This window comes from Cupriavidus sp. FW305-26 (assembly GCF_058787975.1).
The window spans coordinates 1-15,734 of sequence record NZ_JBYTAH010000114.1; the positions used below are offsets into that span (position 1 = coordinate 1).

General features: G+C 61.7%; 13 protein-coding genes and 3 pseudogenes. 8 read left to right on the forward strand and 8 right to left on the reverse strand.

Annotated features, from left to right (window positions below):
* Positions 1–238 precede the first annotated feature (238 nt).
* Positions 239–685, forward strand: a complete 447-nt coding sequence (locus AC3WQZ_RS34010) for a GNAT family N-acetyltransferase (protein ID WP_492294668.1) — start codon at positions 239–241, stop codon at positions 683–685.
* On the opposite strand, the pseudogene AC3WQZ_RS34015 reads toward AC3WQZ_RS34010, so the two are convergent.
* From AC3WQZ_RS34015 to AC3WQZ_RS34030, 4 genes and pseudogenes are all read right to left on the reverse strand, one after another.
* A pseudogene (locus AC3WQZ_RS34015) lies at positions 666–877 on the reverse strand (transposase); the annotation flags it as partial. The gene AC3WQZ_RS34010 and the pseudogene AC3WQZ_RS34015 overlap by 20 nt on opposite strands.
* 73 nt (positions 878–950) lie before the next feature.
* Positions 951–1,802, reverse strand: a complete 852-nt coding sequence (locus AC3WQZ_RS34020) for a TauD/TfdA dioxygenase family protein (protein ID WP_011614309.1) — start codon at positions 1,800–1,802, stop codon at positions 951–953.
* A gap of 62 nt (positions 1,803–1,864) precedes the next feature.
* On the reverse strand, positions 1,865–2,740 hold the full coding sequence (locus tag AC3WQZ_RS34025; RefSeq protein WP_439668449.1) for a TauD/TfdA dioxygenase family protein: 876 nt from the start codon (positions 2,738–2,740) through the stop codon (positions 1,865–1,867).
* Positions 2,741–2,784: 44 nt separating this feature from the next.
* Complete coding sequence (locus AC3WQZ_RS34030; RefSeq protein WP_011614308.1) at positions 2,785–3,762, reverse strand: Bug family tripartite tricarboxylate transporter substrate binding protein; 978 nt, start codon at positions 3,760–3,762, stop codon at positions 2,785–2,787.
* Positions 3,763–3,859: 97 nt separating this feature from the next.
* Between AC3WQZ_RS34030 and AC3WQZ_RS34035 the strand changes: the two genes are divergently transcribed.
* Complete coding sequence (locus AC3WQZ_RS34035; RefSeq protein WP_010811402.1) at positions 3,860–4,507, forward strand: IclR family transcriptional regulator; 648 nt, start codon at positions 3,860–3,862, stop codon at positions 4,505–4,507.
* Between the two features lie 104 nt (positions 4,508–4,611).
* Here AC3WQZ_RS34035 and AC3WQZ_RS34040 read toward each other — a convergent pair whose 3' ends face one another.
* Positions 4,612–5,394 carry a GntR family transcriptional regulator gene (locus AC3WQZ_RS34040; RefSeq protein ID WP_454751153.1) on the reverse strand — a complete coding sequence of 261 codons (783 nt, stop codon included), beginning with the start codon at positions 5,392–5,394 and terminating at the stop codon, positions 4,612–4,614.
* A gap of 96 nt (positions 5,395–5,490) precedes the next feature.
* Between AC3WQZ_RS34040 and AC3WQZ_RS34045 the strand changes: the two genes are divergently transcribed.
* From AC3WQZ_RS34045 to AC3WQZ_RS34055, 3 genes are all read left to right on the forward strand, one after another.
* Positions 5,491–6,273: an SDR family oxidoreductase gene (locus tag AC3WQZ_RS34045; protein ID WP_011614306.1), complete on the forward strand. Its 783-nt coding sequence runs from the start codon at positions 5,491–5,493 to the stop codon at positions 6,271–6,273.
* Positions 6,274–6,357: 84 nt separating this feature from the next.
* Positions 6,358–7,290 (forward strand): 3,5-dioxohexanoate:acetyl-CoA acetone transferase, encoded by a 933-nt coding sequence (gene kce, locus AC3WQZ_RS34050; protein WP_492302035.1) that lies wholly within the window; start codon positions 6,358–6,360, stop codon positions 7,288–7,290.
* A 123-nt stretch (positions 7,291–7,413) separates the two neighbouring features.
* On the forward strand, positions 7,414–8,721 hold the full coding sequence (locus tag AC3WQZ_RS34055) for an MFS transporter (protein WP_492302036.1): 1,308 nt from the start codon (positions 7,414–7,416) through the stop codon (positions 8,719–8,721).
* Between the two features lie 107 nt (positions 8,722–8,828).
* On the opposite strand, the gene AC3WQZ_RS34060 is transcribed toward AC3WQZ_RS34055, so the two are convergent.
* The 3 genes and pseudogenes from AC3WQZ_RS34060 to AC3WQZ_RS34070 form a co-directional block, all read right to left on the reverse strand.
* Complete coding sequence (locus tag AC3WQZ_RS34060) at positions 8,829–8,951, reverse strand: hypothetical protein (protein ID WP_255266302.1); 123 nt, start codon at positions 8,949–8,951, stop codon at positions 8,829–8,831.
* Positions 8,948–10,063 (reverse strand): DUF6708 domain-containing protein, encoded by a 1,116-nt coding sequence (locus AC3WQZ_RS34065; protein WP_492302038.1) that lies wholly within the window; start codon positions 10,061–10,063, stop codon positions 8,948–8,950. The genes AC3WQZ_RS34060 and AC3WQZ_RS34065 overlap by 4 nt, the downstream gene beginning before the upstream one ends.
* 19 nt (positions 10,064–10,082) lie before the next feature.
* A pseudogene (locus tag AC3WQZ_RS34070) lies at positions 10,083–10,760 on the reverse strand (DEAD/DEAH box helicase); the annotation flags it as partial.
* Positions 10,761–12,712: 1,952 nt separating this feature from the next.
* Between AC3WQZ_RS34070 and AC3WQZ_RS34075 the strand changes: the two are divergent.
* The 3 genes and pseudogenes from AC3WQZ_RS34075 to AC3WQZ_RS34085 all read left to right on the forward strand — a co-directional run.
* Entirely contained in the window at positions 12,713–14,278 is a 1,566-nt protein-coding gene (locus AC3WQZ_RS34075) for a recombinase family protein (RefSeq protein ID WP_492302040.1), read from the forward strand.
* Positions 14,275–15,177 carry a plasmid partitioning protein RepB C-terminal domain-containing protein gene (locus tag AC3WQZ_RS34080; protein WP_492302041.1) on the forward strand — a complete coding sequence of 301 codons (903 nt, stop codon included), beginning with the start codon at positions 14,275–14,277 and terminating at the stop codon, positions 15,175–15,177. Before AC3WQZ_RS34075 ends, AC3WQZ_RS34080 begins: the two co-directional genes overlap by 4 nt.
* Positions 15,174–15,656, forward strand: a pseudogene (locus AC3WQZ_RS34085) (ParB/RepB/Spo0J family partition protein); the annotation flags it as partial. The gene AC3WQZ_RS34080 and the pseudogene AC3WQZ_RS34085, both read left to right, overlap by 4 nt.
* Between the last annotated feature and the right edge of the window lie 78 nt (positions 15,657–15,734).

Here is a 15,734-nt window from a genome sequence, read left to right on the forward strand (position 1 = left end):
GCGATGGGGGTGATTTCGTTGGCGGTGGGGGTGGTTAATGCGGCTTGTTTGACTTGAGGTGATCTTGGGCCGAGGATCGCGAGGTTCCATTAGCAACCACATGACCAGACCAATGCCCGATCGCCCGCATCAGGAAGACCTGACCATCCGACCTGCCACCCAAGCCGATGCGGCTGCGATTTCGGCGGTACATGCGCTTTGCTGGCATCAAGCATATGGCGAGCTGCTTCCCAAAGATATGCTTGCGAATGTGACAGCGGAAAGCCGGCTGCCAGCCAGGTATCGCATTCTCGCGGACCCATCGGTAGCCTGTTTCGTCGCGACCAGTGAGGCTGAAGTCGTCGGCTTTTCCGATTGCGGACCATGTCGCGAAGCAGAGCAGGAATGTCGGGGAGAGGTCTACGCCCTCTACGTACTGGAGGCGTTTCATGACAAGCGTGTCGGCCTGAGGCTTCTGTCGTGCTGCGCGTCAGCCTTGTTGAGGCGAGGTTCCAGTTCGATGCGCCTGTGGTCACTCGAGGAAAATGCACGGGCGCGCAGGTTCTACGAACGTGCCGGCGGACGACTGCTAGACCGGCGCGTCTCGACCCGGGGCTCAGTGGTACTAACTGAAGTGGAATATCACTGGGACCTCATTGGCATGAAGCGGCTCGCAGCGCTCAAGTGGCATTTGTTGTGTGAATGATCTTGCGGATCGCCGGCGGAAAGGCAAAGAGCGGGATCACCTGATCCCAGACACGACGTCAGGACGCGGCGATCGGGGAGTAGTCCTTACCCATTTGTCTTGGTCGAAGGCCTCCAGCTCGGCCAGCGCAGCCTCCGCACTGGGGGCCGCATACACGGGCTTGTGCGCCGCCGCCACGGCGCGGCGCCCCTTGCCGCCGCATCCGGACTGAGGCAAGTCATACAGTCGCCGTCATCCCGTCGGCCCCCAACGTCGGCCCGGAGCGTCAACCAACGCGATCGCCGCGCTCCTCCACAGTAATCCGGTGCAACAGGCGATCATACCCATCATAGCCACCAGTCGCCGCATGATTCACACATCGGTTATCCCAAACAACAAGCATCCCCTGCGACCACCGATGGCGATACACAAACTCCGGCCTGGCCTGGTGCTCAAACAGCGCACGCAGGATCGGCGCCGCCTCCTCGTCGCTCATGCCATCGATGCCGATCGTATAGCCCACGCTGACAAACAAGGCTGTGCGCCCGGTTTCGGGATGCTTGCGCGCAATGGGGTGTAGCTGCGTTGCCATCGCACTGTCCGAATAGCGGATAGCCATCGAGCGTCCCTTGTCCTTCTCACCATATGCGCCCTGTCGCGAATAGCCGCGCCGCGCGGAATGGACGCCTTGCCTGCCGTCCACCAGTGATTTGAGTTCCGCCGGCAGCGCGTCCCAGGCGGCGTACTGGTCGGCGAACAGCGTGTCACCGCCCACTGGCGGAATGACATTGCCGTATAGCACCGTAGCCGCCGGTGGCTGCGCCAGGAAGCTCCAGTCCGAGTGCCAGGACTCGGCAAAGATCGGCGTGCGCTCGTTGGCATCGCGCCGCACTTGCGCGACATGGGGATGGCCAGGGATGGCGGTGAAATACGGATCGCTGCCGAGCGGGCCGATCGTTGACGCGAAGCGTTCGATGTCCTCGATGGCCAGGTCCTGGTCGGTGAAGGCAAGGACCTTGTGCTCAAGCCAGTGCCGGCGAATCTCGGCGACTTGCGCATCGGTCAGTGCCTGCTTCAGGTCCAGGCCCAAGACCAGCGCGCCGCAGGGGGCGTCCTGCGGCAGAACTTGCATTGCCATTGCGCGTCTCCTTGATGAGCGTAAGGGAGCGAGTGGGGCGCACCAGGCGCACAGCGGCGCGCTCAGGCTGCCACGCCGACCGGGCGGTCGCCGGCGATGGTTGTGCGATGCAGCTCGCGGTCAAAGCCGTCATAGTCGTTCATCGCCAGATGCTGCGTGCAGCGGTTGTCCCACACGGCCAGCGCGCCGCGGGTCCAGCGGAAGCGGCAGGTGAATTCGGGGCGGGCGGCGTGGGCGTAGAGGTATTGCAGCAGCGGCGCGCTTTCTTCTTCGGTCATGCCCTCGAAGCGCATGGTGTAGGTGCTGTTGACGTACAGCGCCTTCCTGCCCGTGGCGGGATGCACCCGCACCACCGGATGGAGGACCTCGCTGTTGGCGCGGTCATCGGTACGCACGTCCATCTTGTGGGCGGGGTCGCCGTTGTTGACCACGGCGCCCCTGGCGCCATAGGAACGCACGGGGCTATGTACGGCGAGCAACTTGTCGAGCACCAGCTTTAGCCCATCGGAAAGAGCGTCGTAAGCGTGATACATGCTGGCCCACATGGTGTCGCCACCGTAGGGCGGAATCACGCGCGCATACAAGGCCGACCCCAGCGGCGGGATTTCTGCATAGCTCATGTCCGTGTGCCAGGCACCGCCGAAGTTGCGTTTGGTCTGCTCCGCCTTACCCTTCATCACCGGCAGGATTTCAGCGTGGCCTTCCAGCGCGCGGACGAACGGCACTTCCAGCAGATCGCCAAAGCGGGCGCTGAACGCCTTGTGCTGGTCCGGCGTCAACTGCTGGTCGCGAAAGAAGATGACCTGATGGTTGTGCAGCGCCGAGCGGATCTCTGCGAACGTCTCGTCCGGCACCGGCTGGGACAGGTCTACCCCACTGATCTCCGCACCGAGGGCGCCCGCGATGGGCTGGACATCGATGAAACGGTATTGCGACATGGCTTGCGTTCTCCTTGCTTAAAGCGTGTTAGCGACTGCGTGGGTTACTGGACGGTGATGTGGGCGCTGCGCACCAGCGCGCGCCACTTCTGCGTTTCCGCATCGATAAAGACGCCGAACGCCTCCGGCCCGGCGCCGGAGATGACGCCGCCCATCTCATCGATCTTCTTGCGGACGTCGGGCATCTTCAGCACGGCTTCCAGCTCTGAATCCAGCCGGGCAACGATGGGCTTGGGCGTTGCTGCGGGCACCAGCACGCCGAACCAGCCTGCAATCTCATAGCCGCGCAGGCCGGCTTCCGCCATGGTGGGCACATCGGGCAGCAGCGGCGAACGCTGGGCCCCGGTGATCGCCAGCGCGCGCAGCTTGCCGGACTTCACCAGCTGCAGCGCCGACGGCATGTTGTCGAACATCACCGGAACATGGCCCGCCACGGTGTCGTTCAGCCCCGGCGCGCTGCCTTTGTAGGGAACGTGGGTCATGCGCACGCCGGCGGTGCTGGCAAACAGCTCGCCCGCCAGGTGCAGCGAGGTGCCGGCGCCCGGCGTTGCATAGGTCAGCGGCGTAGCCTGGCGCTTGCCGTACTGGATCAGGTCCTTCACGGATTGCACCGGCAGTGCCGTATTCACGACCAGCAGGTTGGGCACCGCCATCAGCATGGTCACCGGCGCGAGATCCTTGCCCGGCTTGTACGGCAGGTCGGGATAGAGCGAGGGATTGATCGCGATGGGGCCGATATTGCCCATCACGATGGTGTAGCCATCGGCCGGCTGCTTGGTCACGTAGTCAGTGCCGACATTGCCGCCGGCGCCTGCCTTGTTCTCCACCACCACGGGTTGCCCGAGCCGTTCCCCCAGCTTCTGGCCGACGATTCGCGCCAGCATGTCGGTGGATCCACCGGGCGGGTAAGGGACAACCCATTTGATCGGCTTGCTCGGCCAGGCATCGCTGGCCCAGGCGGCAGGCCCGGGCATGATTGCAGCCGCGCAGGCCAGCGCGGCACTGAGAATGGGGCGCTTCATGTTGTCTCCTGTGGTGGAGCAGCGAGAATGCTTGCCGCCCACGCTTTCTTGGTTTATATTGTTCATCTAGTGAACGTATATTACACGTAGTGAACTGATGAAGAGTAATAGATCAATCCTCAGGTGTCTAGCCATCCTGCAAGCGTTCCGCCAGAACGGCCGTCCGACCCTGGCCGAGCTGTCACGCGCAGTGGACTTGCCCCACCCCACGGTGCTGCGATTCCTGCTGACGCTGGAGGAAGAGGGCTACGTGGCGCGCGAGGCAAACCAGTGGCGGCTCACCACGCGCGTGTTCGAGATCGGATTTGCCGCGATGGAAAGCCTGGGCGTGACCGAGGCGGTGCAGGAGCACCTGCAGCAACTGGCTGACGTGTATTCCGGCACGGCGAACCTGGGGGAGATCAACCCGGAAGGCGTCATCATCGTCGGACGCGCAATGGCGCCGGCCGAGCGGCGCCGGCTGGTGGTCATGAACTTGCGGGTAGGCAGCGTGCTGCCGCCGGGCAGTGCCCTGGCCATGGCGCTTGCGCTGCCGGTCGGCGAATGGAGCGAGCTGGAATATCCGGAAAGCAATCAGATGTCGATTGCCGTGCCGCTGCCTGCAGTGGGGTCCAGGCAGCTGTCGCTTGGGATCTCTACGTCAATGGGCGAGGCTACGCCTGCGCGGATCAGGGAGGAGATGGTGCCTGCGCTGCAGCGGGCTGCGGGGACTGTTAGTCGGATGATTGGGTTGGCACCGGCTTGAGGGGGGCGGGAATGCAGGCATTGGAGGTGTTGGCTCGCTTCAAAACGGCATCGATGTCAGCCCCTCATTGAATGCCTTGAACTTCTTCAAGCCTGCCGCGCTGATCAGCCCTTCATCCCCGCACGCCCCGCCTTCGCCGCCCGCTTCAAGGGCACCAGCGTGACCGCCGCATCCTCGGTCCTGTCCGTATTGACCAGTACCCCCGCCGAGACAATATAGGCCGCCGCGCTCTCGATATCCCCGCGCAGCGCCGCGCATGCCGCCGCGCTGTCATGCCTGCGCAGCGCTTCGATCAGATTGTCGTGATGCTTGACCGCGACGCGCTCTTCCACGCGGCGCGATCCGGAGCGGAGGTCATGGTTAAGGATCGGGCCGATGCGCAACCACTGCGACTCAATCATCTGCAACAGGATCGGCATGCGCGCCGCCGCATACACGGCAAAGTGAAAGGCCTGGTTCGCGGCGATGACATCCGCGCCGTCGGGACTGCGCTTCGACATCTCGTCGGCAAACCGGCGGTGCAGTGCCTGTACCTGCTTCAGTTCCTCATCGGTGATGCGCTCCGCCGCGGTCGCAGTGGCGAGTCCCTCCAGTTCGATCCGGATCTTGGTGATCTCCTCGAACTGGCTGACGCTCATCCTCGGTACCCGGAGTGCGCGGTTTGGCGTGAGCTCAAGTGCCTGCTCGGCAACGAGGCGATGCACCGCTTCCCGCACCGGCATGACGCTGACGTTCAACGCGGCAGCAATGTTGCGCAGGGAAATCTGCTCTCCCGGCATCATCTGGCCGCTGATCAGCAGGTCTCGCAGCTGCGTGTAGACGTCGCGGCTGAGCGTCTGGCGGACAAGGGGCGTGACAAGGTCATTCAGGGTCATGCCGCGAAGCATAGCACATAGGGTTATTCTCTATATTTGATCTGTGATCACAGTTTTAATCTTCGTCCGGAAGGCAGGCAGCCGCCTGTCCCCAAGAGGATTGGAATCATGTGGAAGGATGAATCGCTCGCCGGCAAACGCGTACTGGTGACTGCTGGCGCGGACGGAATCGGCCTGGAGATCACACGGGCGTTTGTGGAGGCGGGCGCCCGCGTTGCGGTTTGCGACGTGGCTGGCGGCAGCCTTGAACGTGTCTGCGCCGAGTTGCCCGGCGTGGTGGCAGTCAGGGCCGACGTGTCGAAGGAAAGCGACGTCGAGGCGCTGTTCCAGGCAGTGGATGGCGCCTTTGGCGGCCTGGATGTTCTGGTCAACAATGCCGGGGTTGCCGGCCCGACCGGCGGTGTCGAAACCCTGTCGCTGGCCGACTGGGAGCGCACGCTTGCCGTCAACATCACCGGCCAGTTCCTGTGCGCCCGCGCCGCGGTGCCGCGCCTGCGGCAGGGGCGCTCGCCGTCGATCGTCAACCTGTCCTCCGCTGCCGGGCATCTCGGCATGCCGGGCCGTTCCGCCTACTCCGCATCGAAATGGGCCGTGGTGGGCTTTACCAAATCGCTGGCGCTTGAACTGGGCGCGGATGGCATCCGCGTCAACACGGTGCTGCCCGGCGCGGTCGACGGCCCGCGTATCCGCGCCGTCATTGCCGCGAAGGCCGAGTCGCTCGGCAAGCCGCTTGAGGAAGTCACGCGCAACTACACGTCTCAGGCTGCACTGTGCCGCATGGTGACGATGCGCGACATCGCCAACATGGTGCGCTTCCTCTGCAGCGACCAGGCGGCCAATGTGCACGGCCAGGAAATGGTCGTGGACGGCCTGACCCAGGCGCTCAGCTAGCGCGACCAGCGCATTCCGGGGGCCGCCGGATATCCGCGGCCCGCTATCCGCCAAAACGCGACAACACCCGACCAAGGAATCACCATGGCCAAGCGAGCCAAAGCCATCATCACCTGCGCCCCAACCGGCGCCATCCACACGCCCAGCATGTCGCCCCACCTGCCAGTGAGCGCCGACGAGATCGCAACCGCCGCCATCGACGCGGCGCGCGCAGGGGCCGCCATCCTGCACCTGCACGCCCGCGACCCGAAGGACGGACGCCCGTCGCAGGACCCGGAGCTGTTCCGGCCGTTCCTCGCCAGGATCAGCGCCGAGACCGACGCCGTGATCAATATCACCACCGGCGGCAGCCCGCACATGACGGTGGAGGAGCGCATGCTGCCGGCCACGACCTTCAAGCCGGAACTGGCCTCGCTGAACATGGGCTCGATGAACTTCGGCCTGTTCCCGATGCTCGACCGCTTCAAGGAATTCCAGCACGACTGGGAGCGCGAACACCTGGAGAACAGCCGCAACCTGATCTTCAAGAACACCTACCAGGACATCGAGAACATCCTGCGCATCGGCAATGCCAACGGCACGCGCTTCGAATTCGAGTGCTATGACATCAGCCATCTGTACAACCTGCGGCACTTCCTTGATCGTGGCCTGGTCAGTGGCCCGGTGTTCATCCAATCCGTCTTCGGCATCCTGGGCGGCATCGGCCCCGATCCCGAGGACCTGATGCACATGCACCGCACCGCCCGGCGCCTGTTCGGCGATCAGTTCCGCTGGTCGATCCTGGGCGCCGGCCGAGGCCAGCTTCCGCTGGCGACCATCGGCGCGGCAATGGGCGCCAGCGTGCGCGTTGGCCTGGAGGACTCACTCTGGATCGGTCCGGGCCAGCTGGCGGCATCGAGCGCCGAGCAGGTCACGCGCATCCGGACCGTGCTCGAAGCCCTGAACATCGACGTGGCCACGCCGGACGAAGCCCGCGACATCCTGGACCTCAAGGGCGCGGCAGGCACCGCGTTCTGAACAGGCGGGGCCGCCGCGGCCTGGCCCCGCCCAACCCTCGAACACTGAAGACATCAACCAGGCAGAACGGCTGACACGCGGCCCCAGGGCGTGGCGCCATATCCGCCGATGGAGACTACGCACATGCAGACCGTACCCGCCTCAGGCGCGCCGCCGCTGGCCGCGCCGACAGACCGCCCGCTGACCGCACTACTGTTCCGCAAGCTCATGCCCTTGCTGGTGCTGTCCTATGTGATCAGCTTTCTCGATCGCACCAACATTGCACTCGCCAAGACCCACATCGCTGTCGACCTGAACATCTCCGCCGCGGCCTACGGCCTGGGCGCGGGTCTGTTCTTCCTCAGCTATGCCTTGCTGGAAATCCCGAGCAACCTGATCATGCATCGGGTCGGGGCGCGCTTCTGGATCACGCGCATCATGGTCACGTGGGGCCTGCTGTCCGCGGCGATGGCCTTTGTCCAGGGCGAGACCTCCTTCTACATCATGCGCGTGCTGCTCGGCGCGGCCGAGGCAGGGCTGTTTCCCGGTGTGATGCTCTATCTCACGTACTGGTTCGGCCGCGAGGATCGCGCGCGGGCGGTGGGCTACTTCCTGCTCGGCGTCTGCATCGCCAACATCGTCAGCGGCCCGCTGGGCGGCGCGCTGCTGGGCATGGATGGCATGTGGGGCTTCAAGGGCTGGCAATGGATGTTCGTGCTGGAAGGCCTGCCTGCGGTGTTCCTTGCCGCGGTGGTATGGAAGAAGCTGCCCGACGGCCCCGACAGCGCGCCATGGCTGACGCCAGCCCAGGCGCAGGAAGTCCGCAGCCGACTGGCCGCGGAAGCCGCCGACGCCAGCGCCGGCAAAGGTGGCCACTCGTTCCTGGGCGCCATGCGTGATCCGCAGGTCTGGCTGGCGATCTTCATCTACTTCTGCCACCAGATCTCGATCTACACGGTGATCTTCTTCCTGCCGGGCATCATCGGCACGTACGGCAAGCTCACGCCCGTGGAAATCGGGCTGCTCAATTCCCTGCCCTGGATAGCCGCCGCCATCGGGGCCGCATGGCTGCCCCGACATGCCAACACCCCACGGCGCGGCCGCCGCCTGCTCTGCCTGGGGCTGGTCGTGATGGCAGCCGGCCTGCTGACTGCCGCCTTCGCAGGCCCGGTGATGGCACTCGTCGGCTTCTCGCTGACCGCACTGATGTTCTTCGTGGTGCAGTCGATCGTCTTCCTGTTCCCGTCGTCACGCCTGAAGGGCGTGGCGCTGGCGGGCGGACTGGCCCTCATCAATACCTGCGGGCTGGTGGGGGGATTTATCGGACCGTCGGTGATGGGGATCATCGAACAGGCGACTGGCAGTACGCGCAATGGGCTGGTCATCATGGCGGGCCTGTTGCTGATCGCCTGCGCCGTGGCACCGTTTCTGCGGCAGGGGCAGGAACGCTGAAGAGCTGGAAGGCAGAAACGTCACCATGGCAGAAGTGGTGCTGGCTGTACTCCACGGGCGGCGCTCGGCAGGCAACGGCCGGCGCCCGGCGCATCTATAACCCATAACTACCCATAACCACCCATAAGCCATCCAACCTCGACATTGCGCAACGCGGCCTGGGTCAGTTCGCTGATCCGCAGTCCCGTGGCATAGCCGAAGTCCAGCAGAAAGCGCAACCGTTGCGTCATACCGTGACCTCCGTCTGCCGCCGGATCAGGTCTTCCGCCTCGGCTCGGGTCAGGGCGCCCTCGCGCCTGCGCTGCGGCTCCTGCGCCCACATCCGTTCCAGGTCTTCGCGCGACGGTTTGGCATCCGGGCCGCTCGGGACACCGATATAGTCGTCGGCGTAGGGACGGGCATACGGGTCGTTGGGTGTGGGCTTGCACGCTGCCTCGATCTCGGGCGGCCACACCGGGTCGCCGCACGTGGCCAGTACGAGCCAACGGGCGAATGCATCGAGCAGGACGAAAGGCGAGAATATGAAGTCGATCATGGCCCAAAAAGCCCCGGAGAATTTCCCGCCCCGGCAAATCTTGTACCCCTCCCAGAACGTCTCCCGCGGCGGCCAGAAACGATAGGGCTCAGGCAGATTGGCGGGGCCGTCCTGCATGTAACGCCGGTAGTATTCCCATTGCGCGTAGATCTCTTCCAGCGTCAGCGCGAACTGGCCGAGCACGAAGGCACGTACCACGTTGCCCTCCGCGTCGAGCTGGTAATGGCGGATGTCGTACATGTCATAGGCGCGCGACAGCCCACCCATGCGCCGGTGACCAACGCAGAAGAACTCGTCCTCGCTCCATGGGACCTCCCAGATGCCGCCGGGGTCCTTGGTGCGGATGGCGTAGATGCGGCGCGTCTTGCGGTTCAGCCGGATCGGGCGGCGTTTCAGCGTGAACATGTTCCGCCGCATCGGATCGAAGGCCAACAAGCCAAAGAAACCAGTTCCAATGATTCCAACGGTCGTGCCGAGAATTACGCCTGCCCAGTTGCCTTTACGAGCCATCACCTCTGCAGTTTCTCGGAATGGGGCGGAAGCAAAGAATACTGTTCCCAGCAACATAAAAATCGTCGCAAACGAGCAGATTATCCAGAGCATCCCCACGTTCTGTATCCGCATTTGCGACTCATCGGTGATCTCCAGGCAGGTCGAATCGATGCGATAGACGTTGCCGTACTCCACGACTTGCTCACTGGCGGGGCGGCGGATGGACAGCCGGTGCTCCAACTCCCACTTCCCCAGTGGCTTGCCTGTCTGCCTAAAATAAAAAGGCGTGCGCTCATCTTTGGTCGGGAATTTCATCAGCGCCCTCACTTGGTGTCCTTGAGACCCAGTTGTCGAGATCGCCGAAGACGCGCTCGTCAATGATACTGACCAAGCCGTAGAGCTCCAGTAGTGAGTTCTGCAACGGCGTCGCGGTCAGAAGCACTTTGGAGTGAACACGCGCCAGCGCCTCCTGTAGAGTCTTGGCGATGACGTTACTGGCCTTGTAGACGTTACGCAGGCGATGGGCTTCATCGAGCACGACCAAGTCCCAGGCGATGTCCTTGATGTCATCGGCTTTCGCCTTCGCGAACTGGTAAGAGCAGATGATCGGACCGGACGCAATCTGGAACGGATTCTGCTGCTCCTGCTTGCGGATCGTGTTGTAATTCTTGGCTTCCAAAATCAGTCCTTGCAGGCCGAACTTATCCTGCAACTCTTGGTGCCATTGCTTGCGCAGGTTCGCCGGGACAATGATGAGCACCTTGCGGCGCCGTTCGGCCCAGCGTTGTGAGATAACCAAGCCGGCCTCGATTGTCTTACCCAAACCGACCTCGTCGGCGAGGATTACGCCGCGAGAGAGGGGATTGCGGCAGGCGAAGAGCGCGGCCTCGACTTGATGCGGATTCAGATCGACCTGCGAATCGACCAAGGTCGATGCCAGCGACTCTACAGAGTCACCCGCCGCGCGCCGGGTCAGCAGCCAAGCAAAATACTGGCTCTGGTGCGGCGTCAGAAGCTGCTGTGTTGTCAACGGCGATTCTCCCCTTGTTCTTCCCTGAACGTAACTCGGCTACTGGCTTGGCCCACACACATTTCGCTTCCGGCTTCTTCTTGCCATTGCTCTCGGCAATCTAGCGATCCAGTTCGCAGCGGCAAAAACGCGAAGTGGCCCCAGCTTGAAAGCAGGGACCTCTCCCTTCTGAGCGGCATTAAACCGTCCGCTTTCCGGCCTTGTGAGGTATGTGGCGACGTCATCGAGCCTCTAGATTTCGCCTTCTCGTCATCGTCCCGGCGTTGCCATTTGCTGCCGCTGGATTTTGCTTGCAAACTCTGGTCAATTTTCCCATATTGCACGGGCCTAGAGAAGGATGGGGGGGCGCGGTTACCTGCGCCCTCGTAAGCTGGGACCAGGAGTCGAACCGTCGTTCGACATGTCCGCGGCAAGTCAACTAGCTGCATCGCCCCCAAGGTGAAGACGTAGCGAGACTAAGACCGCCGAATCATCGAATCCATACCCTCAAGACCTTAGCGTTACTACAGGAATATAGACGCGGATGCGGGCCCGGTTCCGCGTTCCGCCGTCACCAATCTAGCCGGATTGCCACCATGTGAGCAATGACACCCCTTCACGGGTGCTGGCAGGTAACGGTGCGGACAGCACTGGCAATTGCCCGGGCATATCAGCAAATCAAGGTACACCGCGATTGCATACATCAACAAGAGAAAAAGGGCTGCGAGCAAGAACTCGCAACCCTTTGATTTTTCTGGTGCCGGCGGCAGGACTCGATCCCCGATCCCCTCACTTGGCTACGTCGATTCTGTTGACCAAAAGAAGCTGGCAAAACAACGCTCGTAGCGCCCGAACTCCGGATTGCACGCCTATAGTATTAGTTCATGTTGAAGATAATCGCAAAAAATATGGTGCCAGTCATAATTGCTCTAGCGCCCTATATCAGAGTTAGATGTCGAGTGTCACAATTCCCGAAAACTCCCACTATGATTCAAAAGCGTTTTTTCAGTAATTGAGACTTGGCGCCTCGCGCCTTTTGCCACGATTACTGAAAAAACTCGGCGTACGTGCCAAGAAAAGTGAAAAATCTCGGCAGGGCCTTGCTCGTAGAAAATATCCATTAAAAATCAAATAGTTGCAAGGAGGCCTGCTGCCGGTCTTCTACTTTTTTCCCTCCGATTAGAACAGCTCTGGACCCGTGGCAAAATCGAACGCGCCGGGCACTGTTTGGATGATGTATGTGCATACAGGATTCGCAGTCTGTAGTGGCTCGCGCCCGATGGAAGCGCGCTCGGCTGACGTGCGAGCCTTCCATTTATGGCTGAGTGCCGCGAACGACATATCTGTTTGCAGGCCCCGCGCAGCGACCTTGCTCGGAGCCCGCGATGAATCTGATTCGGCGACGGTGCGCAGCATGCGGCACCCTATTTCTCCCCCGGCCACAAATTCCTGGTCAGCGCTTTTGCTCTGCTGCCGACTGCCAGCGCCAACGTCGACGCCGGTGGCAACAGCAGCACTTGCGCACTGACGACGACTATCGCGATAACCAGGCGCGCGCCACCTCAGCATGGAGCCAACGTCACAGGAGTTACTGGCGGCAGTATCGCGAAACCCACCCGGCTTATACGGCGCGCAACCGAAACCTGCAGCGTGAAAGGAATCAGAGGCGGCGGACGATTGCAAAGATGGACGCGTCGGCTCCGAAAACGCCCCTGCCTTCAGGCACTTACGTGCTTCAGCGCGCGTCCGAAGACGGGATTGCAAAGATGGACGTCTGGACCGTGCGAATCGTAATGCTACCGCCGCCGCACGCACCTTCAAGGGCTGATTGCAAAGAGATGATGTGAGGCATAGCCTGCGTCCACCTGCTACCGTGATCTCGTGCGCTGCCCCGGAGCGCAGAACAGCGCCTCCTGACGTGGGAGAGCTGCGTCTCACATTGGCCGGTGACCACCATGGCAATCGATCAGAACACCTGCGCTACGCCGATCGCGTCTTCCACGCTTCGAGCCGTCGAGTATGTGCGCATGTCGACTGAGCATCAGCAGTACTCGACCCAGAACCAACGCGACAAGATCCGCGAGTACGCTGCATCACGGGGAATTGAAGTTGTCCGGACCTATGCCGACGAGGGCAAGAGTGGGTTGCGAATCGACGGGCGGGAGGCGTTGCAAAGCCTCATTCGGGATGTGACCAGCGATCGCGCGGATTTCCAAGTGATTCTGGTCTACGACGTTAGCCGCTGGGGACGCTTCCAGGATGCCGACGAGAGCGCGTACTACGAGTACATCTGCCGGCGTGCTGGCATCCAGGTCATCTACTGCGCCGAACAGTTCGACAACGATGGCTCACCCGTCTCGACAATCGTCAAAGGCGTCAAGCGTGCCATGGCCGGCGAATACAGCCGCGAGCTCTCCGCGAAGGTCTTTGCTGGCCAGTGCCGGCTGATCGAACTGGGGTTCCGGCAAGGCGGCCTCGCCGGCTATGGATTGCGCCGCGCGCTGGTCGATGAGCATGGACTCATGAAGGCCGAACTCTACCGCGGCCAGCGCAAGAGCCTACAGACCGACCGTGTTGTCCTGATGCCCGGCCCGGAGAGCGAGGTGCGTATCGTCAATCTGATCTACAACTGGTTCATCGACGAGTCCCTGAACGAGTTCGAAATTGCCGCGCGACTGAACAGTATGCATGTGCGCACGGACTTGGACCGGGACTGGACTCGCGCAACTGTCAGGGAGGTGCTCACCAACGAGAAGTACATCGGCAACAATGTCTACAACCGCGTGTCGTACAAACTCAAGCGTGCCCGTATTGTGAATGCCCCCGAGATGTGGATTCGCAAGAACGGGGCTTTCGAGCCGATCGTGGCACCGGACGTTTTCTATACCGCTCAAGGCGTCATTCGTGCCCGTGCGCGCCGCTATAGCAGCGAAGAGCTGATCGAGCGGTTGCGAAACCTGTATCGGAATCGAGGATTTCTGTCCGGCCTCATTATCGACGAGACCGAGGGTATGCCATCTTCCGCTGTGTACATGTATCGGTTTGGCAGCTTGATACGTGCCTACCAGGCTGTAGGCTTTACGCCGGATCGGGACTACCGGTATCTTGAGATCAACCGATTCCTGCGGCAACTACATCCGAAGATCGTCACACAAGCGGAGCAAGCCATTGCCGACCTTGGTGGCACAGTCCTCCGAGACCCGGCGACGGATATCCTGGACGTCAACCAAGAGTTCAGCGTATCGATTGTTCTGTCACGCTGCCAGCCGAGAGGTAACGGCGGGTACCACTGGAAGGTCCGATTCGATACTAGCCTCCTGCCTGACATCACGGTCGCCATCCGACTGAACAAAGCAAACGACGCAGCTTTGGACTACTACCTGCTCCCGCGCCTCGACTTTGCCCGCCCCGGCATCCGCCTCGCTGAGCGCAATGCCATTGAGTACGAGAGTTATCGCTTCGATACGCTGGACTACCTTTATCACATGGCCGAGCGCGCAAGATTGAGAAGGGCAGCATGAACACACGAACCCAACCCGGGGAGATCCGGATGATTCCAATCGACCGTATCGACGTGATCAATCCACGCGAGCGGAATGGGAAGGTTTTTGACGAGATCGTCGGAAATATCAAGGCCATCGGCCTCAAGAAGCCAATCACCGTCACGCCGAGGGCCAGCGCGGACGGTGGCGAGAAGTTTCTTCTCGTCTGCGGCGAAGGGAGGCTCAAGGCGTTTCGATCGCTGGGCGAAACGACGATTCCGGCAATAGTGGTCCACGTCAGCGACGAAGATGCCTTCATCATGAGCCTCGCCGAAAATATCGCGCGACGCCAATGTCGTCCGCTGGAGCTACTAGCCGGCATTCGTCAGTTGCGCGATAGCGGGTACACGCCAAAGCACATCGCAGAGAAGACCGGCTTGACCACTGCGTATGTACAGGGCGTCCTAACGTTGCTCCAGCATGGAGAGGAGCGTTTGCTGATCGCTGTTGAGAAGGGCACGATTCCGCTAACAGCTGCTCTCGCGATTGTAGGGGCTGGCGACGATGACAAGGCGATCCAGGCTGCGCTGCAGGAAGCATATGAGTCGGGAAAATTGCGCGGCAAGCAACTGATCAACGCGAGACGGATCATCGAGCGGCGACATACTTTGGGGCGATCTGCATCTCGCTACATGACCGGCAGGCAAGCCGACGTGACCACCTCAAGCCTAGTGCGCACCTATGAGGGAGAGGTAGAGCGCCAGAAGGCAATGGTCCGCAAGGCGGAGTTCACGCAACAACGGTTGCTGTTCGTCATCGGAGCCCTGCGGCAACTACTTGCCGACGAGAACTTCGTGAACCTTCTTCGTGCCGAATCATTAGCGACGCTTCCGAAATATCTCGCTGAGCGCGTGTGGCCAGTAGGGAGTTCGCCATGACAAGCGTTACTCTGGGCTTTGTGCCTGAGCCCCTTGCTGTCCCACTGACGTGCATTCTCCCGTCCCGCAGGACTCCCGCGAGCATCACGAGCACTCGCAAGTTCAAGCAGATTCGTTCCTCTATCGAAGAAGTGGGCTTGATCGAGCCACTTTCCGTGACTGCGGTCGACCAGCAGTCGGGAAACCATACCTTGCTGGATGGGCATATCCGGCTGTTAGCGCTACACGAACTAGGGCATGAAGAGGCCTCCTGCCTGGTTGCCACTGACGACGAGGCATACACGTACAACAACCGCATCAACCGTCTGTCGACCATCCAGGAACACTTCATGATCCGGCGTGCCATTGAACGGGGCCTCTCGCCGGAACGTCTCGCGAAGGCACTTTCCGTTGACATCACCCAGATCATGAAAAAGATGAACCTGCTGGAAGGCATTTGCCCCGAGGCTGTCGACCTGCTGCGAGATAGGCAGTTTTCTCGTAAGCGCTCAATTGACGACGTCTGGTATTGAAGGCTGAATGTTGGCAGGCTTGCGTCCGCAAAGACTTTGCGGACG